This window comes from Burkholderia sp. ABCPW 14, from assembly GCF_001523835.1.
GTDB classification, from domain to species: domain Bacteria; phylum Pseudomonadota; class Gammaproteobacteria; order Burkholderiales; family Burkholderiaceae; genus Burkholderia; species Burkholderia mayonis.
On the sequence record NZ_LOVS01000010.1, the window covers coordinates 1 to 20,106 of the forward strand.

16 protein-coding genes, 1 tRNA gene and 1 pseudogene are annotated in these 20,106 nt (G+C 64.4%); 6 read left to right on the top strand and 12 right to left on the bottom strand.

The genetic code is table 11. From position 1 onward, the window contains the following. Positions 1-638 precede the first annotated feature (638 nt). Positions 639-1,046: a VOC family protein gene (locus tag WS62_RS35820; RefSeq protein ID WP_156440839.1), complete on the top strand. Its 408-nt coding sequence runs from the start codon at positions 639-641 to the stop codon at positions 1,044-1,046. Between the two features lie 77 nt (positions 1,047-1,123). Here the strand turns inward: WS62_RS35820 and WS62_RS32330 are convergent. The 3 genes and pseudogenes from WS62_RS32330 to rpoD all read right to left on the bottom strand — a co-directional run. Next, a pseudogene (locus WS62_RS32330) lies at positions 1,124-1,351 on the bottom strand (hypothetical protein); the annotation flags it as partial. Positions 1,352-1,701: 350 nt separating this feature from the next. Next, positions 1,702-1,777 (bottom strand) — tRNA-Ile (locus WS62_RS02700). Between the two features lie 123 nt (positions 1,778-1,900). Continuing rightward, the gene (rpoD, locus tag WS62_RS02705; protein WP_331460065.1) at positions 1,901-4,111 is read right to left on the bottom strand and encodes an RNA polymerase sigma factor RpoD; all 2,211 of its coding nucleotides are present in this window, start codon (positions 4,109-4,111) and stop codon (positions 1,901-1,903) included. Here rpoD and WS62_RS02710 point away from each other — a divergent pair. Further along, positions 4,002-4,343 (top strand): RNA polymerase subunit sigma, encoded by a 342-nt coding sequence (locus tag WS62_RS02710; RefSeq protein WP_066492295.1) that lies wholly within the window; start codon positions 4,002-4,004, stop codon positions 4,341-4,343. The two genes, rpoD and WS62_RS02710, sit on opposite strands and share 110 nt — an antisense overlap. A gap of 46 nt (positions 4,344-4,389) precedes the next feature. Here WS62_RS02710 and dnaG read toward each other — a convergent pair whose 3' ends face one another. From dnaG to WS62_RS02730, 4 genes are all read right to left on the bottom strand, one after another. After that, positions 4,390-6,267, bottom strand: a complete 1,878-nt coding sequence (gene dnaG / locus WS62_RS02715) for a DNA primase (RefSeq protein WP_066567388.1) — start codon at positions 6,265-6,267, stop codon at positions 4,390-4,392. Positions 6,268-6,358: 91 nt separating this feature from the next. After that, on the bottom strand, positions 6,359-6,805 hold the full coding sequence (locus WS62_RS02720) for a GatB/YqeY domain-containing protein (protein WP_066567391.1): 447 nt from the start codon (positions 6,803-6,805) through the stop codon (positions 6,359-6,361). Between the two features lie 167 nt (positions 6,806-6,972). Next, positions 6,973-7,185, bottom strand: a complete 213-nt coding sequence (gene rpsU / locus WS62_RS02725) for a 30S ribosomal protein S21 (protein WP_004190342.1) — start codon at positions 7,183-7,185, stop codon at positions 6,973-6,975. Between the two features lie 76 nt (positions 7,186-7,261). Beyond that, the gene (locus tag WS62_RS02730; protein WP_269435256.1) at positions 7,262-8,494 is read right to left on the bottom strand and encodes an NAD(P)/FAD-dependent oxidoreductase; all 1,233 of its coding nucleotides are present in this window, start codon (positions 8,492-8,494) and stop codon (positions 7,262-7,264) included. A gap of 121 nt (positions 8,495-8,615) precedes the next feature. On the opposite strand from WS62_RS02730, the gene tsaD reads away from it, so the two are divergent. Then, a complete protein-coding gene (tsaD, locus tag WS62_RS02735) occupies positions 8,616-9,656 on the top strand; it encodes a tRNA (adenosine(37)-N6)-threonylcarbamoyltransferase complex transferase subunit TsaD (protein WP_066567396.1) in 1,041 nt (346 codons plus the stop codon). Between the two features lie 345 nt (positions 9,657-10,001). On the opposite strand, the gene folE2 is transcribed toward tsaD, so the two are convergent. The 4 genes from folE2 to WS62_RS02755 form a co-directional block, all read right to left on the bottom strand. Beyond that, a complete protein-coding gene (folE2, locus tag WS62_RS02740; RefSeq protein WP_066567398.1) occupies positions 10,002-10,811 on the bottom strand; it encodes a GTP cyclohydrolase FolE2 in 810 nt (269 codons plus the stop codon). A 129-nt stretch (positions 10,812-10,940) separates the two neighbouring features. Next, complete coding sequence (gene dxs / locus WS62_RS02745) at positions 10,941-12,845, bottom strand: 1-deoxy-D-xylulose-5-phosphate synthase (RefSeq protein ID WP_066567401.1); 1,905 nt, start codon at positions 12,843-12,845, stop codon at positions 10,941-10,943. Positions 12,846-12,929: 84 nt separating this feature from the next. After that, on the bottom strand, positions 12,930-13,814 hold the full coding sequence (locus tag WS62_RS02750; protein WP_066567403.1) for a polyprenyl synthetase family protein: 885 nt from the start codon (positions 13,812-13,814) through the stop codon (positions 12,930-12,932). Further along, the gene (locus tag WS62_RS02755; RefSeq protein ID WP_066492307.1) at positions 13,811-14,104 is read right to left on the bottom strand and encodes an exodeoxyribonuclease VII small subunit; all 294 of its coding nucleotides are present in this window, start codon (positions 14,102-14,104) and stop codon (positions 13,811-13,813) included. Before WS62_RS02755 ends, WS62_RS02750 begins: the two co-directional genes overlap by 4 nt. 269 nt (positions 14,105-14,373) lie before the next feature. Here WS62_RS02755 and WS62_RS02760 point away from each other — a divergent pair, with 269 nt between their 5' ends. Together WS62_RS02760 and WS62_RS02765 are read left to right on the top strand one after the other, a co-directional pair. Then, positions 14,374-15,480, top strand: coding sequence for an aromatic ring-hydroxylating oxygenase subunit alpha (locus WS62_RS02760; RefSeq protein ID WP_066567404.1), 1,107 nt, complete (start codon positions 14,374-14,376; stop codon positions 15,478-15,480). A gap of 154 nt (positions 15,481-15,634) precedes the next feature. Beyond that, positions 15,635-16,504: a sulfurtransferase gene (locus WS62_RS02765; protein ID WP_066567405.1), complete on the top strand. Its 870-nt coding sequence runs from the start codon at positions 15,635-15,637 to the stop codon at positions 16,502-16,504. A gap of 53 nt (positions 16,505-16,557) precedes the next feature. On the opposite strand, the gene WS62_RS02770 is transcribed toward WS62_RS02765, so the two are convergent. Continuing rightward, positions 16,558-17,433: a dienelactone hydrolase family protein gene (locus tag WS62_RS02770; protein ID WP_066567407.1), complete on the bottom strand. Its 876-nt coding sequence runs from the start codon at positions 17,431-17,433 to the stop codon at positions 16,558-16,560. A 763-nt stretch (positions 17,434-18,196) separates the two neighbouring features. Between WS62_RS02770 and WS62_RS02780 the strand changes: the two genes are divergently transcribed. After that, on the top strand, positions 18,197-19,981 hold the full coding sequence (locus WS62_RS02780; protein ID WP_066567445.1) for a TadG family pilus assembly protein: 1,785 nt from the start codon (positions 18,197-18,199) through the stop codon (positions 19,979-19,981). Positions 19,982-20,106 lie beyond the last annotated feature (125 nt).

Sequence of the window (20,106 nt, forward strand, 5' to 3'; positions counted from 1 at the left end):
ACCTGACCGAGTTGAAGCACACCGCTCGATGCAAGCTCAAGCGCGGCCAGAAGCGCAAATCGATCATCGCTGCTTGCTGGAAGCAAGCCGAGCTTTGGTGATGTCATGATTTACGTAATTCTCAATAAGCCGCTGAAGTAGAAATAAAAATCTTGGTGGGCCCGATGGGTTTCGAACCCAAAAACGAGGGTTTCGCAGGGGGCCGACGGGGCGTAAGGCTTTGTTTTTTATGGAGATTAAGACCAAGACATGCCCCTTCACTGCCCTCATTCCTCCCCATATTCCTCCCCAAATCGTGCCAGCGTTACGACGCTATTACGACCAACGCCACTCGCCGACTTGGGAGTGCCCTCAACTGGGTTTGAAGACCGAACTCGCCGTACGGAAGGAAGATCAGTTGACGGGCTTAGAATCGATGATTTCATACGGATTACATATTCTCATATTTTTAGTCACATCAACAATTCTAATTAGTTACTCATAAATCTACCCCTAAAATTAAATGACGCCCATATTTTTGGTAGCTCCCATTTTCCGCAGGTTGCAGATAAAAAAACAAAACATATCATATAAATTGATCCTTGAATGTCTCGTCGAACAGGATCAAAACCGCCATCAATAGCCAATGGAGGATGATCATGCTCCTGAAAAATATAACCAAAGAATATGCATTTGTTGCAAAAATCGATGTATCCGACCTCGATGCGAGCTCTGATTGGTATCAAAAAAACCTTGGACTAATACCGGATAGCCGGTATGACACTCCATCATGGAGGCAATTTAATTTACCCGACCTCAAGCGAGTTGCTCTCGGACTCAACTTCGACGCGACGAATGTCGGAACAGGTGGCGCCGTTCTTACATTCGTGGTAAATAACATCGATAACGCACGCCAAAATCTCATCGAGAACAAGGTTCCTGTGACCAATATAATCGATGTAGGCCATGGCGTGAAACTGTGTTTCTTCCAAGATCTGGACGGGAATTCACTGAGCCTTCGCCAGAACTCCGCCTCTCAACCGCTGGCAGAAAAGATTGGCTATTAGTGTGTAGGCCGTTTTAGGGCATTACTGCACAAACCAATTTGTGACGCCCCGGCCGCTCGGCCGGGGCAATGGAAACGCTACTTCTTTTCGGGCGCAATACCCCAACACTGTCCCGCTTGCTCGTATTCGGGAATCGCCTCGGGATTGTGTTTGCACTTATCGATCGTATCGAGAGCAATCTTGTACCGCTCAACAAGGGGATCGGCAATCGCGGCGATATATGCGTCGCGAGTTTCCTTGTCCGGAGTGTTGCAATCTCCTCCCATGTGCTCGGCCGTCGGCCGTGCGCCCCCGATAGTCTGGAATAGACGCACATCCCAAAGGGCGACGCCGTTCGGCCCTGAAACCGTCGTCTCGTATTCAGGCGCATGTATTGGGCGCCGCTGCTGAAGGCGATTGGCATCCGCTACCGGCGCCCATACAACATGCGCCATAGCTACGCGACGGCGATGCTGATGGTCCGCATGACGCCTGCGTTCTGCGCAAAGCAGCTTGGGCACAGCGTGGAAATGTTCCTGACGACCTACGCGAAGTGGATCGATGGAGAGCAGAACGAGTTGGAGATGGCGAGGCGTAGAAAACGCGTTTTCCTCCCCGGAACCTCCCCAGAGACGACAAAGTCCAGCCTAAGTGCTTGATTTTAAAAGAAAAGGAATGGTGGGCCCGGTGGGTTTCGAACCCACGACCAATCGATTATGAGTCGACTGCTCTAACCCCTGAGCTACAGGCCCTAAAAACGAACGCGACGCAAAAAAAGACCCGGTAACACTGGCCGGGTCGGCATTGTAACAACTAAGTAAGGGAATCGCCGCCGGATTTCTGCATCCTGGCGGCGATCGATCGGAGACGGACAATCAGTTCCCTTCGAGGAACGACTTGAGTTTGTCAGAACGGCTCGGATGACGCAGTTTGCGCAGCGCCTTCGCCTCGATCTGACGGATCCGCTCGCGCGTGACGTCGAACTGCTTGCCGACTTCCTCGAGCGTGTGATCGGTGCTCATCTCGATGCCGAAGCGCATCCGCAGCACCTTCGCCTCGCGCGGCGTCAGCGAATCGAGCACGTCCTTCACGACGTCGCGCATGCTCGCATGCAGCGCGGCGTCGGCCGGCGCGACCGTGTTGGTGTCCTCGATGAAGTCGCCGAGATGCGAATCGTCGTCGTCACCGATCGGCGTTTCCATCGAGATCGGCTCCTTCGCGATCTTCATGATCTTGCGGATCTTGTCTTCCGGCATCTCCATCTTCTCGGCGAGCGTTGCCGGATCCGGCTCGAGGCCGGTTTCCTGCAGGATCTGCCGCGAGATGCGGTTCATCTTGTTGATCGTCTCGATCATGTGAACCGGAATCCGGATCGTGCGCGCCTGGTCCGCGATCGAACGCGTGATGGCCTGTCGGATCCACCACGTCGCGTACGTCGAGAACTTGTAGCCGCGGCGGTATTCGAACTTGTCCACCGCCTTCATCAGGCCGATGTTGCCTTCCTGGATCAGGTCCAGGAACTGCAGGCCGCGGTTCGTGTACTTCTTCGCGATCGAGATCACGAGACGCAGGTTCGCCTCCGTCATCTCGCGCTTCGCCTGACGCGCCTTCAGTTCGCCCGCCGCCATCTGGCGGTTGGTTTCCTTCAGGTCCTTGAGCGGCAGCACGACGCGCGCCTGCAGGTCGAGCAGACGCTGCTGCTGTTCGCGAATCGCCGGGATGTTGCGCGACAGGATCGCGCTGTACGAATGGCCTTCGGCCGCGATCTTCTCGGCCCAGTCGAGATCGGTCTCGTTGCTCGGGAAGCGCGCGATGAACTCCGAGCGCGGCATGCCGCACTTGTCGACGACGATATGCAGGATCTGACGCTCGACCTGACGCACTTCGTCGACCTGCGCACGCAGCGTGTCGCACAGACGCTCGACGGTACGCGCGGTGAAGCGAATCGACATCAACTCGTTCTGGATCGTCTCCTGCGCCTTCAGGTACGACTTCGACTTGTAGCCTTCCTTCTCGAACGCGCGACGCATCTTGTCGAACCATTCGCTGATCAACGCGAACTTCTCGAGCGACGCGCGCTTCAGCGCTTCGAGCTGGGCCGCGTTGGCCGTCGCCTGCGCGGCGCCGTCGTCGTCTTCTTCTTCCTCTTCTTCGTCCTCTTCGGCTTCCTCGTTCTCGTTCTCGATTTCCTCGGCGTCCTTTTCGGAGAAGCCGTCGGCGTCTGCGGCGTTCGGATCGATCAGGCCGTCGACGAGCTCGTCGACGCGGCTCTCCTCGTTCGCGACGCGCTCGGCCATCGCGAGAATGTCGGCGATCGTGGTCGGGCACGCGGAAATCGCCATCACCATGTGGCGCAGGCCGTCTTCGATCCGCTTCGCGATCTCGATTTCGCCTTCACGCGTGAGCAGCTCGACCGTGCCCATCTCGCGCATGTACATCCGCACCGGGTCGGTCGTGCGGCCGAATTCGGAATCGACGGTCGACAGCGCGACTTCCGCTTCCTCCTCGACCTCGTCGTCGGACGACGCGGCGGGCGCGTTGTCGTTCAACAGCAGCGTCTCGGCGTCGGGCGCCTGCTCGTACACCGCGACGCCCATGTCGTTGAACGTGCCGATGATGCCTTCGAGCGCTTCCGTTTCCGTGAAGTTGTCCGGTAGATGGTCGTTGATCTCGGCATACGTGAGGAAGCCGCGCTCCTTGCCGAGCTTGATCAGCGCGCGCAGCTTCGTGCGACGCTCTTCGAGCTCCTCGGCCGTGCCGGGCGTGCTCGTCGCGAACGCTTCCTTCAGCAGCGCCTTTTCCTTGGCGCGGCGATCGCGCGCCTTGGCCTTTTCGCCTTTGCCCGACGCAGCGGTAGGCTGTTCGTCGCTCTGGTTTGCGTCGTCATCGACGGATACTTCGTTCAGCTTTTTCGTCATGGAGTTCGCCGTACCGGCTAAATCGACTCGCGGCTGCTGGACTACAGCCGGTTGAACCGTGGATGCTCGAGTAGCTGCCGTTTCGTCCGGCGCGGCAGCCGCTCCCCTTGCGCTTTTCGCACTCGCCCGCTTCAAAGCCGGCTTGGCCGTCTTCGCTTCGGACCTCACGACGACCCGTGATGCGCTGGCCGTCGGCGCCGGCGCAGCCTTGGCGGTGCCGGCCGCGGCCCTCTTCCTCGCAGGGTGCGCCGCGCGTGCCGAAGACGTCTTTGCGGAGGAAGCTGCAGATTTGGCCGTCGCGACCTTCACGGTCGATTCCGTCGCCTTGCCCGCCGCTTTTTTTCCGCCGGTAGTCTTTGCCATTGCGATTCTCGCCTCTGCTAAGAAAACAAACCGCTGAAAACCTTATATTATAGCACGTTGAGACAGACCCTTCCCCGGCCGGTTCACAGCCCGAGCCTTCGCTTCATGTCTGCCAGGTTCTGATGCAAGTCCTTGATTTCCGCCAATTCCTCGGAGGAGGGCGCCGACCGTTTCGAAAGGCTGTTGAGCCTGTCACGGCACACGTCGTAGCGCATCTTGAGCACCGCTGCCTGAAGCTCCTCGCCTGCGATCCGTTCCTGCTCGCGCAGACCCTCCTGCGCCACGTCGCTTTCCGGATTCTGCTGCATCAAGTCGCGGACATTTTCATCATAGACCAGAATTTCCCGGAAAATTTCGTCGTACGTGGGCGCGTTAGCCGAATTGCGTAGCACATCCGACAAAAGCCGGAACTCCGCCCCATCGCCGAGCGCGCGTGCATGGCCGATCACCTCGTCGAACAGTTCCCCGTTTCTCGGCAGCGCCCGCAGCGTCGCGAGGCTCTCGTCGTCGAGCGTCGCCGCGATCCGCGGATGCATCACCAAGTTGCGCAGCGCGCGCTTCTCGTTGTCCGTCACGCGCCGCCGCTCGCTGCGCGCGGGCGCCTGACGGGCCGGCGCGGCGATCCGTGCGTCCACTTCGACGAGCGCCGCGACTTCGTCGAACGGAATCTGCAGCCGGTCGGCGAACATGTGCATGATCTGCGCGCGCAACGCGTTCGCCGGCAGCGCCTGCAGCATCGGCTTCGCGTCGAACAGCGCCTTCGCGCGCCCCTCCGGCTGGTCGAGCTCCTTGCCCGCCATCGCCTCGTTCAGCAGGAACTGCGACAGCGGCATCGCCCGCTTCACCTGTTCCGAGAACGCATCCGTCCCGAATTCCCGCACGTAGCTGTCCGGATCGTGCTCCGGCGGGAGGAACAGGAACCGGATCGTCCGGTTGTCCGCCGCGTGCGGCAGGCACGCCTCGAGCGCGCGCCGTGCGGCGCGCCGGCCGGCCGAGTCGCCGTCGAAGCTGAAGACGACAGTGTCCGTCTGTCGCAGCAGCTTCTGCACGTGAATCGGCGTGCACGCGGTGCCGAGCGTCGCCACCGCGTTCGGAAAGCCGAGCTGCGCGAGCGCGACGACATCCATATACCCTTCGACGACGAGCGCGTACTTGTGGTCGCGGATCGCGAGCCGGGCCTCGAACAACCCGTAAAGTTCGCTGCCCTTGTTGAATAAGGGTGTCTCGGGCGAATTCAAATACTTGGGCTCGCCGCCGTCCAGCACCCGGCCGCCGAAGCCGATCACCTGCCCCTTCACGTTGCGGATCGGGAACATGATCCGCTCGCGGAACCGGTCGTAGCGGCGCGCCACGCCGCTCGCATCGGTCTTCTCGCTGACGATCACGAGGCCTGCGTCGACGAGCGAATCGTGGCGGTAATCGTCGAACGCCGCCTCGAGGTTCTGCCAGCCGTCCGGCGCGTAGCCAAGCCCGAAGCGCAGTGCGATCTCGCCCGTCAGTCCACGCCGTTTCAGATACTGGATCGCGTTCGGCGCGCCGCGCAACTGCTTGCGGTAATAGTCGCAAGCGGTCTGCATCACGTCCGACAGCGCGGTCGTGACGGCTTTCGACGCGGCGGGCGGCGCATAGCCATCGCCCGGGCTTCCACCTCCGCCGCGCATCGGCGACGGCTCGTGCGGCACCGTGAGCCCAGCCGATTGCGCGAGCTCCTGTACCGCCTCGGGAAACGTGAGCCCCGCGTGCTCCATCAGGAAGCCGATCGCGGTGCCATGCGCGCCGCAACCGAAGCAATGGTAGAACTGCTTCGTCGGACTGACCGTGAACGAAGGGCTCTTCTCGTTGTGGAACGGGCACAGCCCCATGAAGTTGGCGCCGCCCTTCTTGAGCTGCACATACCGGCCGACCACGTCGACGATGTCGACGCGGTTCAGCAAATCCTGCAGGAACGAATGCGGAATCACCGTTGGATCGATCGGAAGACGTGCCAGCCGACGCGCGCCGCCGCGGCCGCCGGGCCGCTTGACGGGCGGGCGCGCGTCGCGCCGGCCAGGGTTACTTCGAGAGCGCCGCCTTGACGAGCGCGGACACAGCTGTCATGTCGGCCTTGCCGGCGAGCTTGCCCTTCAGCACGCCCATCACCTTGCCCATGTCCTGCGGGCCCGCTGCGCCCGTCTGCGCGACGGCCGCCTGCACTTCGGCCGCCACCTCTGCTTTCGACAACTGCGCGGGCATGTACGCGATCAGGACCGCGACTTCCGCCTGCTCCTTCTCGACGAGGTCGGTGCGGCCCGCGGCTTCGAACTGGCTGATCGAATCCTTGCGCTGCTTGATCATCTTGTCGACGACCGCGATGACGCCCGCATCGTCGAGCGTCACGCGCTCGTCGACCTCGCGCTGCTTGATCGCGGCCAGCAACAAGCGGATCGTCGCCAGCCGCTCGCTTTCCTTCGCGCGCATCGCGGCCTTCATGTCTTCACTGACCTGGTCTCTCAGACTCATCGTATATCCGGTATGAAAATTCCATGCGACACCGCCCAGCGGCGTCAACACAAAAACCCGCTTGAGACGGTTTCTCAAGCGGGTTTGCTCGAATTCGGCATCGACGGGCCGCGCTCGGCGAATCCCATCGGTGCGCCGCCTAGCGAACCACGCGGCGCGGGCAATGCTCAGTAGAGCTTCTTCGGCAGCATCTGGCTGCGGATGCGCTTGTAGTGGCGCTTCACCGCAGCGGCCTTCTTGCGCTTGCGCTCCGCAGTCGGCTTCTCGTAGAACTCTCGCGCGCGCAACTCGGTCAGTAGACCGTTCTTTTCGATCGTGCGCTTGAAGCGGCGCATCGCAACTTCGAAAGGCTCGTTTTCCTTAACGCGGATGATCGTCATGACCCGTCACGTAAAAAAAAGTAAAGGTATTGCGGAGAAAGGTTTTGGAGTATAGCAGACGCTCTGCACAAACGCACTAACCCGTCAAGCGGCGCGTGCAGTCTGCGGCCGCACGCCCGGCCGCGACCCCCGAAGCCCATGCCCACTGGAAATTGTAGCCGCCGAGCCAGCCTGTCACGTCGACTGCCTCGCCGACGAAGAAGAGGCCAGGCACGCGCTCGCTCATCATCGTCGACGACGACAGATCCCGCGTGTCGACCCCGCCCTTCGTCACCTCGGCCTTCCGGTAGCCCTCGGTGCCATTCGGCGTGAGCGTCCAGCGCGACAGCGTTTCGCCGATCCGGCGCAGCGTCTTGTCCGGCAGGTCGGCAAGGCGTGCGTCCGCGCGCACCCGCCCGGCCTCGAGCCACGCATGCGCGAGCCGCGCCGGCACCCATTCGGCGAGCAGCGTCCCGATCTGACGTCGCGAGCCCGCCTTCTCGCGGATCAACTCGTCCGCCGCGTCGAGCTGCGGCACGAGATTGACGTGGATCGGCTCGCCCGAGCGCCAGTAGCTCGAAATCTGCAGGATCCCCGGCCCGGACAGTCCTCGATGGGTGAGCAGGATGTCTTCGACGAACTCACCGCCGACCTTCTTCGCGCCGGTCGACACCCTCGCTTCGAGCGACACGCCCGACAGCGCCGCGAACGGCGCCCACGCATCAGTGGCGAAGGTCAGCGGCACGAGTGCCGGCCGCGTGTCGACGAGCTTGTGGCCGAACTGTTTCGCGATCCGGTAGGCAAAATCGGTCGCGCCGATCTTCGGGATCGACAGCCCGCCCGTTGCGACGACGAGCGCCCGCGCGCCGATCGCGCCCGCGCTCGTGTCGAGCGCGAAGCCGTCCGCGTGCACGTGCCGCACCGTGTCGACCGACACCGGCCGCCGCCAAGCGACGCCGCCCGCGTCACATTCGCCCTTCAACACGTCGATAATTGCGTCGCTCGAATGGTCGCAGAAGAGCTGCCCCTTGTGCTTCTCGTGCCACGTGATCCGGTAGTTCTTCAGGAGCCCGAGGAAATCGCGCGGCGTGTAGCGCGCGAGCGCCGAGCGGCAGAAATGCGGATTCGACGACAGGTAGTTGTCCGGCCCCGCGTACAGATTCGTGAAGTTACAGCGCCCGCCGCCCGAGATGCGGATCTTCTCCGCGAGCCGCGGCGAGTGATCGAGCAGCACGACGCGCCGGCCGAGCTGACCGGCCACCGCGGCCGTCATCATGCCGGCCGCGCCCGCGCCGATCACTGCGATGTCGAATTTTTCCATGGCGCGGATTGTACCTGCGTCGCGCGCCGCTTCGCCCGCGCGCCGACGGGCAAAGCGGCCGCGCTGTTATACTTTTTTGTTACGTTGATTTCCGGCCGCGCGCGTCTCGACGCGGCCGCCGCACACCATCATGCTCGTTCTCGGCATCGAAAGCTCCTGCGACGAAACCGGCCTCGCGCTCTATGACACCGGACGCGGCCTGCTCGCGCACGCGCTCCACTCGCAGATCGCGATGCATCGCGAATACGGCGGCGTCGTCCCCGAGCTCGCGTCGCGCGACCACATCCGCCGCGCGCTGCCGCTGCTCGAGGAGGTGCTCGCCGCGAGCGGCGCGCGCCGCGAGGATATCGACGCGATCGCGTTCACGCAGGGGCCGGGCCTCGCGGGCGCGCTGCTCGTCGGCGCAAGCATCGCGAACGCGCTCGCGTTCGCGTGGGACAAGCCGACGATCGGCATCCATCATCTCGAAGGGCACTTGCTGTCGCCGCTCCTCGTCGCCGAGCCGCCGCCGTTCCCGTTCGTCGCGCTGCTCGTGTCGGGCGGCCATACGCAACTGATGCGCGTCACCGACGTCGGCGTCTACGAGACGCTCGGCGAAACGCTCGACGACGCCGCGGGCGAAGCGTTCGACAAGACCGCGAAGCTGCTCGGCCTCGGCTACCCGGGCGGACCGGAAGTGTCGAAGCTCGCCGAAACCGGCACGCCGGGCGCGGTCGTGCTGCCGCGGCCGATGCTCCATTCGGGCGATCTCGACTTCAGCTTCAGCGGGCTGAAGACCGCGGTGCTCACGCAGATGAAGAAGCTCGAGGCGGCGCACGCGAGCGGCGCCGGGTTCGAACGCGCGAAGGCCGACCTTGCGCGCGGCTTCGTCGACGCGGCTGTCGACGTGCTCGTCGCGAAGTCGCTCGCCGCGCTGAAGAAGACGCGGCTCAAGCGGCTCGTCGTCGCGGGCGGCGTCGGCGCGAACCGCCAACTGCGCGAGGCGCTGTCGGCCGCGGCCGTGAAGCGCGGCTTCGACGTCCATTACCCCGACCTCGCGCTCTGCACCGACAACGGCGCGATGATCGCGCTCGCGGGCGCACTGCGGCTTGCGCGCTGGCCGTCGCAGGCGAGCCGCGACTACGCGTTCACCGTGAAGCCGCGCTGGGATCTGGCGTCGCTTGCGCGCTGAAGCGCAGCGCGCGTGTCGAAGACGAACCCGAAGAAACATCGCCGCGGCGAGATGGCCGCGCAGCGCCGCTGCCATACCGCGTCGCGGTCGGGGTTCCATCGACGATGAGGCGCAGGTCACTAGGCAGGTTGTACCGGCGGCTTGCAAATCCCGGCGAATATCGCCAACGCCACGCACCGCGCCCGCTCGACACACGCGCCGACTACGATCGACGCCCCGCGCAGCCGTCGCCGCGCAACAACCGCTCCCGAACCGCAATCATTTGATTGCCGTCACCCCAAACGAAAGGGGCCGTTCGACGTGAACGGCCCCTTTCCGCATACGGCTACAACCGCCGCGCGACGCTTACTCGGCTCGCCGCTTGTCGCGCTCGATCAGCGCGTACGCGCTGTGATTGTGGATCGACTCGAAGTTCTCCGCCTCGAGCACGTACGCGACGATCCGCGCGTCGGCATCGAGCCGTCGCGCGACGTCGCGCACCAGGTCCTCGACGAACTTCGGGTTCTCGTATGCGCGCTCGGTGACGAACTTCTCGTCGGGGCGCTTGAGCAGCCCCCACAGCTCGCACGACGCCTCTTCCTCGGCAATCCGAATCAGATCCTCGACCGGCACGTCGGCCGCGAGCTCCGCGTCGATCGTCACGTGCGAGCGCTGGTTGTGCGCACCGTACTGCGAGATCTTCTTCGAGCACGGGCAGAGGCTCGTCACCGGCACGAGCACTTTCGCGAACACGCGCGTAACGCCGTCGCGCACGTCGCCCGTCAGCGTCACTTCGTAGCCGAGGAGGCTGCGCACGCCCGACACGGGCGCCGTCTTGTTCACGAAGTACGGAAACGATACCTCGATGCGTCCCGCCTGCGCTTCGAGCTTCTCGAGCATCGTTGCCAGCATCGCGCGGAACGCGTCGGCCGTCAGCGGCCCGTCGTTTTCCTCGAGCAGCGCGACGAAGCGCGACATGTGCGTGCCCTTCTGATCGGCCGGCAGATGCACGTCGAGATTCCAGGTGCCGACCGTGGCCTGCGTCTCGCCTTCGGCGGTGCGCACGGTCAGCGGATGTCGGACGGCCCGCACGCCGACGCGCTGGATCGGCATCTGCCGGGTGTCGACCGTGCTCTGCACGTCGGGCATCACGAATTCGGGATTCATCAGGTTCATCTTGTTCGATCCTTATAGGGTCACGCGGCACGACATCGCCTTATGCCGCATGACCTGCCGGAAATGCAACATGGGCCCGCAGGCTCATGCATTCAGGGGAAAGCCGTCGCGCGCCCGCCGCGCAGCGGCTTACGCGACGCGCTTCGCCGGGCTCGCGACGCTCGTCGCGTGGCTCAGGAAGCGTTCGCGAATCGACTTCGCGATGCCGTCGCCGTCGAGACCGCACATCGACAGCAGCTTCGCCGGATCGCCGTGATCGACGAAACGGTCCGGCAAGCCGAGTTGCAGCACCGGACGGATCACGCCGCTCTCCATCATCGCCTCGACGCATGCGGAGCCCGCGCCGCCCATCACGCAGCCTTCCTCGACGGTAACGAGGTAATCGTGCGTTTGCGCGAGCTCCTGCACGAGCTCGGCGTCGATCGGCTTCACGAAGCGCATGTTCGCGACGGTCGCGTCGAGCGCTTCAGCCGCCGCGAGCGACGGCGCGACCATCGTGCCGAATGCGAGAATCGCGACGCGTTTGCCTTCCGGCTGCGACGTGCGGCGACGCACCTCGCCCTTGCCGAGCGGAATCTCGGTGAACGCCTTGACGGTCGCAACGCCCGTGCCCGCGCCGCGCGGATAACGGACCGCGGTCGGGTTCGGCTGCTGCAACGCGGTGTGCAGCATCTGGCGGCACTCGTTCTCGTCCGACGCGGCCATCACCGTCATGTTCGGAATGCAGCGCAGGAACGCGAGGTCGTACGCGCCCGCGTGCGTCGCGCCGTCCGCACCGACGAGGCCCGCGCGGTCGATCGCGAACACGACGGGCAGGTTCTGCAGCGCGACGTCGTGAATCAGCTGATCATAGGCGCGCTGCAGGAACGTCGAGTAGATCGCGACGACGGGCTTGAGCCCTTCCGTCGCGAGGCCGCCCGCGAACGTCACCGCGTGCTGCTCGGCGATGCCGACGTCGTAGTAGCGCTCCGGGAAGCGTTTCTCGAACTCGACCATGCCCGAGCCTTCGCGCATCGCCGGCGTGATGCCGACCACGCGCGAGTCGAGCTCGGCCGCATCGCACAGCCACTCGCCAAACACCTGCGTGTAGGTCTTCTTCGCGGGCGTCGTCGACGGCTTGATGCCTTCGGCCGGGTTGAACTTGCCGGGGCCGTGGTAGAGCACCGGGTCGGCCTCGGCGAGCTTGTAGCCCTGGCCCTTCTTCGTCACGACATGCAGGAATTGCGGCCCGCGCAGCTCCTTGATGTTCTGCAGCGTCGGGATCAGCGAATCGAGATCGTGACCGTCGATCGGCCCGATGTAGTTGAAGCCGAACTCTTCGAACAGCGTCGCGGGCACGACCATGCCCTTCGCGTGCTCCTCGAGCTTGCGCGCAAGCTCGAGCATGGGCGGCGCGACGCTCAGCACGCGCTCGACGCCCGCGCGCGCGGCCGCGTAGAAACGGCCCGACATCAGGCGGGCGAGATGGCGATTCAGCGCGCCGACGGGCGGCGAGATCGACATGTCGTTGTCGTTCAGGATCACGAGGAGCTTCGCATCCTCGGACACGCCCGCATTGTTCATCGCTTCGAACGCCATGCCGGCCGTCATCGCGCCATCGCCGATCACAGCGATCGAGAAGCGGTCGTCGCCCTGCAGCTTGCTGCCGATCGCCATCCCGAGCGCGGCCGAGATCGACGTGCTCGAGTGCGCGGTGCCGAACGTATCGTATTCGGACTCCGAACGGCGCGGGAAGCCGGAGATGCCGTCCTGCTGGCGCAGCGACTTCATCGCGTCGCGGCGGCCCGTCAGGATCTTGTGCGGATAGGTCTGGTGACCGACGTCCCACACGATCCGGTCGTCCGGCGTGTCGAACACGTAGTGCAGCGCAATCGTCAGCTCGACCGTGCCGAGATTGGACGACAGGTGGCCGCCCGTCTTCGACACGCTGTCGAGGACGAACGCGCGCAGCTCGTCGGCGAGCGGCTGCAGTTGGCGACGATCGAGACGGCGCAGATCCGCCGGGTCGTCGATGGTTTTCAGCAAGTCGTACATCGTCGTTCCATTGTAGGAAAACAAACGCGCCCGCACTTCTTACACGCACTACCCGTAGCATGGGCGCGGCGGCGGGCTTTCGCGTCAGCTGACCCGGTTCACCACCAGGTCCGCCAGTTCGGCCAGGCGCCGTGCGCGTGCGCCGAACGGTTCGAGCGCGGCGTGCGCATCGGTGCGCAGTTGCGCGGCGAGCGAGCGCGACGCGTCGAGGCCGATGATCGACACGTAGGTCGGCTTGTCGTTCGCCGCGTCCTTGCCGGCCGTCTTGCCGAGCGTCGCGGAATCGGTGGTGACGTCGAGAATGTCGTCCACCACCTGGAACGCGAGGCCGACAGCGGCCGCGTATGCGTCGAGCGAGCGCATCGCGTCTTCGGACGGCGTCTCGCCCGCGAGCGCGCCCATCCGCACCGACGCGCGCAGAAGCGCGCCCGTCTTCATCCGGTGCATCGTCTCGAGCGCGTCGCGCGACAGCGCATGGCCGACGCTCGCCAGATCGATCGCCTGACCGCCCGCCATGCCGATCGAGCCGCTTGCGAGCGCAAGCTCGCGCACGAGCGCGGCCTGCCGGCCGAGCGGCAGCGCGGCCGCGTCCGTCAGCGCGACGAAGGCCTGCGACTGCAGCGCGTCGCCGACGAGAAGCGCGGTGGGCTCGTCATACTCGACATGGACGGTCGGCTTGCCGCGACGCAGCGCGTCGTCGTCCATGCACGGCATATCATCATGCACGAGCGAATACACGTGAATCATTTCGAGCGCCGCCGCGGCAGCGTTCAGCGCCGCTTCCGACGCGCCGGTGAGCTCGCCCGCCGCATGGCACAGCAGCGGACGCACCCGTTTCCCTCCCCCGAGCACCGCATAGCGCATCGCTTCGTGCAGTTGCGCGGGCGCTACAGTTTCGGCCGGCAAATAATGGCCGAGGGCCGTCTCGACACGCTCGAGCACCGAGCGCATCCATTGGTCGAATGTCATAGATCGTCATCTCCGCCATCCGCGGCGGCCGTTCCGGCGGAAAGCGGCTTGAGCGTGGTGCCGTCGAGCACACGCACCTGCTGCTCCGCTTTTTCCAATTGTTGTTGGCAAAATGCAACGAGCGCCGCGCCGCGGCGATACGCCGCAAGCGAATCCTCGAGGCTCAGCGTCCCGCCCTCCATTCGGGCGACGAGCGCCTCCAGTTCCGCGAGCGCCGTCTCGTAATTTTCCGGCAGCGGCCCGGAACCGGGGTCGGACGCGGACGCGCCTGGGGTTGCGGTTTTCGCCATGGACGGGGTGTCAAAATTCAAAACAAGTCGGACATTCTACGGCAAAAGAGAATTTTCCGACCTGCCGACTTGGCTTCAAGGGGCTCGAGCACAGCGGGCTTCGTGTGCAAATCGCATGAAACTCGTCCAAATTCCGGGAAAAATTTGACACAAATCAGTCACTTATCCCACCCCAAGAAAGTTGATCCGGGTATAATCGCCGGTTCCCCTAAATCGAATTTTCGATGGTTGGGTTGTTCACTGCTTTCACGCTTTCACCGGGAGTGGGAATGTCCAATCTGAGCGACGCATTGCAACTGAAGTCGGCACACAGCCAGCTTCCAGTCACCGCTTATTTCGATGAGGCGCTCCTTGCGCGCGAAATCGAAACACTTTTCAAGAAGGGACCTCGCTACGTCGGGCACGAATTGATGGTGCCCGAAGCGAGGGACTATTTTGCGCTGCCTTCCGAGAACGAGGGCCGCGTGCTGGTGCGCAACCAGACTTCGCAGATCGAACTGCTCTCGAACGTGTGCCGCCATCGCCAGGCGATCATGCTGAACGGCCGCGGGCAGACGCAGAACATCGTCTGCCCGCTGCATCGCTGGACCTACGATCTCGACGGCCAACTGCTCGGCGCGCCGCATTTTCCGGACAAGCCCTGCCTGAACCTGCACGCGACGCCGTTGCAGAACTGGCAAGGTCTGCTGTTCGAAGCCGAGGGCCGCGACGTCGCGCACGATCTCGCGCAGCTCGGCACGAAGCACCATTTCGACTTCTCGGACTATATGTTCGATCACGTCGAGATTCACGAGTGCAATTACAACTGGAAGACCTTCATCGAGGTCTACCTCGAGGACTACCATGTCGTCCCGTTTCATCCGGGTCTCGGCAGCTTCGTGTCGTGCGACGACCTGAAATGGGAGTTCGGCGACTGGTACAGCGTGCAGACGGTCGGCGTGCACGACGCGCTCGCGAAGCCGGGCAGCCCGGCGTACCAGAAGTGGCACGATCAGGTCCTCCGCTATCGCGACGGCGTGCCGCCCGAGTTCGGCGCGATCTGGATGGTCTACTATCCGGGCCTCATGATCGAGTGGTATCCGCATGTGCTCGTCGTGTCGTGGCTGATTCCGCGCGGCCCGCAGAAGACGACGAACATCGTCGAGTTCTATTACCCTGAGGAAATCGCGCTGTTCGAGCGCGAGTTCGTCGAGGCGGAACGCGCCGCGTACATGGAAACCGCAATCGAGGACGACGAGATCGCGCTGCGCATGGACGCCGGCCGCCGCGCGCTGATGGAGCGCGGCGAATCGCAGGTCGGCCCGTATCAGAGCCCGATGGAAGACGGCATGCAGCACTTCCACGAGTTCCTGCGCCGGCAGCTCGGCGCGATCTGAGCGGAGTCCCGCGCGACGCTTCATCCGACATTCGCCGAAACTTTGTCCGCTCCCGGCCTTGCGCCGGATCGTCACGGAAAAGAAAGACGGGCTGCGGCCCGTCTTTTTTTGTTTAGACTTAGAGCATCCGGCCCGTTTCTCCCAGGGAGTCGTCATGCCACACACTCACTACACCACGCTCATCTCGGCCGACAATCTCGCCGAACGTCTTGCGGCCGCGCCGGGCAGCGTGCTCGTCTTCGATTGCCGCTTCGATCTCGCCGATACCGACTTGGGCGAGCAAGCGTACGCAGCCGGCCACGTTCCCGGCGCGCACTATCTGCATCTCGACCGCGACCTGTCGGGCGCGAAAACCGGCACGAATGGTCGTCACCCATTGCCCGCGCGCGATGCGCTCGCCGACACGCTGAAGGCCCACGGGCTCAAGCAGAATCAGCAGGTCGTCGCATACGATGCGCAAGGCGGCATGTACGCGGCGCGCCTTTGGTGGCTGCTGCGCTGGATCGGCCACGATTCCGCCGCGGTGCTCGACGGCGGCCTGCAGGCCTGGCAAGCAGCCGGCCAAGCGGTGACGCAGGACACGCCGCAGAAGACCCAGGGCGACTTCCGCGCGGCCGCGCCGCTCGCGACGGTCGTCGATGCGCGGACGGTGCTCGCGAATCTCTCGACGAAGGACCATCTCGTGATCGATGCCCGCGCTGCCGACCGCTATCGCGGCGAGAACGAGACGATCGATCGCGTCGGCGGACACATCCCCGGCGCGCTCAATCATTTCTTCAAGGACAACCTGACGGCTGACAGCCGCTTCAAGAGCGGCCACGAACTGCGCGAGGCATTCAATCCGCTGCTCGGCGCGACGCCTTCGAACAAGGTGATCCTGCAATGCGGCTCGGGCGTCACCGCATGCCACAACGCGCTCGCGATGGAGATCGCCGGCCTGCACGACCCGGCGCTCTATGCGGGATCGTGGAGCGAATGGAGCGCGGATCCGTCCCGCCCCGTCGCGACCGGCGCGACCCCATAAGCGACACGCCGCGCGCGCCGCCGCTCGCCCGCCCGCGGCGGCGCGTTCCGGCATCACATCACGCCGTGATGCCGGAACCACGCGACGGCGCGCTTCCAGCCATCCTCGGCGTCCGCCTTCACGTAGCTCGGGCGGTAGTCGGCGAAGAATGCGTGGCCCGCGTCCGGGTACACGACGATCTCCGATTCCCGCGCCGCCTTCGTGCCGGCCTCCGCGAGACGCGTGCGCATCTCCGCGAGCGAGCGCTGCGGAATGCTGTCGTCCTTGCCGCCGTAGAGGCCGAGCACAGGCGCCTTCAGTTGCGACGCATGATCGACCGGATTAAACGGCGTCATCTCGTTCGTCTCGCCGACCACCTTGCCGTACCACGCGACCGCCGCACGCACGTGCGGATTGTGCTCGGCGAACAGCCAAGCCTGCCTGCCGCCCCAGCAAAAGCCCGTCACGCCGAGCCGCGACAGGTCGCCGCCGTTCTTCCCCGCCCACGCGACCGTCGCGTCGAGATCCTCGCTGACCTGCCGGTCGGGCACCTTGCTGACCACCTGGTCGAGCAGCGCCTGGATCGACGGATATTTCGACGGATCGCCCTGTCGTGCGTACAGATCCGGCGCGATCGCCAGATAGCCGAGCTTCGCGAAGCGCCGGCAGATATCGGCGATGTGGGCGTGCACGCCGAAGACCTCGTGGATCACGACGATCACGGGCAGGTTGCTTTTGCCGTCCGGCTGCGCGCGATAGGCCGGCACGCTCGCGTCGCCCGAGCGGATCTCGACGGTGTCGACGTCGAGGCCGGCGCTGTCGGTCGCGATCGTCTGGGCGGACACGGGCAGCACGGCCGCGGCGAAGGTGCCGCCGAGCGCCGTCTTGACGAACTTGCGGCGGCTGAACGGAACGTGCGGAACTAGGCTGTCGACTTCGGGTTTCAACATGGATGTGCTCCTCTCTTTTCGTTGTCGCGGCCACGCGGCACACGCGGCGGCGACATGAATTCGAACCGTGGCGGCCCTGGCGCGATGCAGCCGCGCCGAGCGTCGCCGCCCGCCCCGCCGAGGCGGAACCCGCACACGATGCCCAACAATGCGGGGAGGCGTCAACCTTTTGTCAGAAGTAAAAATCGCGGCGGCATTGACCGGCCTTCGCGAACGGGCCGCAGCGCGATGCCGGATCGCCACTGCCGACGCTTCTAGAACATTGCGTCGAAATGCCGGCCGACGATGCGCGTCGCGTTCTCGACATGCAAACGCCCGCGAGCGCGGCGTGTCGCATGAGCGCGTATCGAACGATCGATCGTCGCGTCGCACGCGCCACGTATGCGACAGGCATTGCCAGATTCCGCAATGACCGCCATCGAATCGCACGCACCCATTTCATTCACATTCCTACGGATTCCCATCCCTGCTTTTCATTTCCCCTTGCATATCGAGATAAGTCCTCGTCAACATGCGTATTCCGGGAAAACATTGGATTGCCAAATAAATGCGATTGCCCGCATGATTCGCTGGCGCGCCGTGCGCGCAACCGGCAGCGCTTCCCGCCGACAATCACAGCCGAACAGAAGACACGCGCGCGGCGAGCGTCGCGCGATGCATGCGAACCGGGAGCGCCGTCGATGACGACGAACGTCCGATGCCGATCGATCGCGCATCGCGCAAATCAGAATACGCAACGCCGACGAAGCACAACGAGGTTGGAATGAACAAGCCCACACGCCGCCCGACCACCGGTGATCTTTCCAACCGTCGCAAGCCGAGTCTGCAGCGCCGCGCACGACGCTCGCCCGTCCGTCAGCGCGGCTCGTTCGCCGTCATCGCGGCGATCGCGATCGGCGTCGTGATCGCCACGCTCGGCGCGGTCGATCTCGGCAATTTGTTCTATCAGCGCCGCGCGCTGCAAGGCATCGCCGACATGGCCGCGCTCGCGGCCGCTCAAACGATGGACGACGGCTGCGTGAAGCCCGCCGCGACCGCGCAATCGGCGGCGCTCGGCAATGGCTTCGACAGCAGTGCGTCGGGACAATCGATGACGGTCGTCTGCGGACGCTGGGACGTAAAGGACAACGCGGGACCGAGCTTCTTCTCGGGCTCGGCAGCCGGCAGCGACGCGCAGCTCAATGCGGCGCAGGTGACGGTCACGCGCACCGTGCCGTACTACTTCCTCGGCTCGCAGCGCACGGTCGCGGCAACCGGCACCGCGCAAGCGACCAACGTCGGCGCGTATTCGATCGGCACGACGCTCGCGCAATTGCAAGGCGGCGTCGTGAATGCGCTTCTCAACGGGCTGCTCGGCGCGAATCTGAATCTGTCGGTGCTGTCGTATCAAGGCCTCGCGAATTCGCGGATCAGGATCAAGGACCTGATGGCGGCCGCGAACGTCGGTACCGTGAACGCGCTGCTGAATACGCAGACCACCGTCCCGCAGCTCGCGAGCTGGATGCTGACCGCGCTGTCGCAGACGTCGGTCGCGAATACGGACTTGCAGACGAGCATCGGCGCGTTGCAGACGATCGTCAGCGCGAACATCCCGGGCGGTCAGACTTTCAAGATCGGCAACACCGCGAATTCGACAGGCATCTTCTCGGTCGGCCTGTCCGACCCGCAGGCCGCGCTGGACGCGACGTTCAGCCCGTTCGACGCGCTTCTCGTCGCCGCCGAGATCGCCACCGGCCAGACCGCGTTCTCGCTTGCGAACGGGCTCAACGTCGGCGGATTGAATGCGAGTCTGCAAGTGCAGATCATCCAGCCGCCCGTGCTCGGCATCGGCGAGGCAGGCATCGACCCCGTCACGAAGACTTGGCGCACGATCGCGCGAACGGCGCAGGTGCGGCTCTATCTGAATATCGGCCTCGGCACGGCGAACCTGCCGCTCGGGGTGCTCGGCGCGCTCGTGCCGGTGCAGGTGAACCTGCCGCTGTCGCTACAGATCGCGCCGGGGCAGGCGTGGCTCGAGTCGGCCAGCTGCAAGTCGTCGCCGTCGACCTGCACGTCGGCCATCGGCGTGCAGACGGGCCTCGCGAACCTGTGCATCGGTGACACGCCGGCCAACCTGTCCGCGTCGCAGCCGTTCACCTGCTCGACGCCCGCGACGCTCGTCAACGTCGCGAACCTCGTGACGATCAAGTCGCTCGCGTCGTTCCCGGCCGACGTGCCCGCGAGCAGCACGCCGACGCTCACGTTCTACGGGACGACGGGCGGCTATCAAAGCACGAATTCGAATGGCGTCGGCAGCGTGCTCGGCAATGCGCTGTCGGGCCTCGGCGCATCGCTGCAGCAGACGCAGATCTCGCTCATCGGCATCAGCCTGCCGCTCGGACCGATCCAGACCGCGCTCAATACGTTTCTCGGCGGCGTGCTGCCGCCGATGCTGTCGGGCCTCGACTCGGCCGTCGTGCCGCTGCTGCAGTTGCTCGGTGTGCAGGTCGGCGAAAGCACGATCCACGACATGTCGCTGACTTGTGGCGTGTCGCAGCTCGTCTACTGACGACGAACGATGCGCGTGCGAGCGCAAGAAGAAGCCGATGCGTGCCGCGCGTGAAGAAAAGTGACGGCGGGCGCGCCGGCGGCGAGATTCGCGGCACCAGGAGCCGCCGAGCCACACGCGCGCTG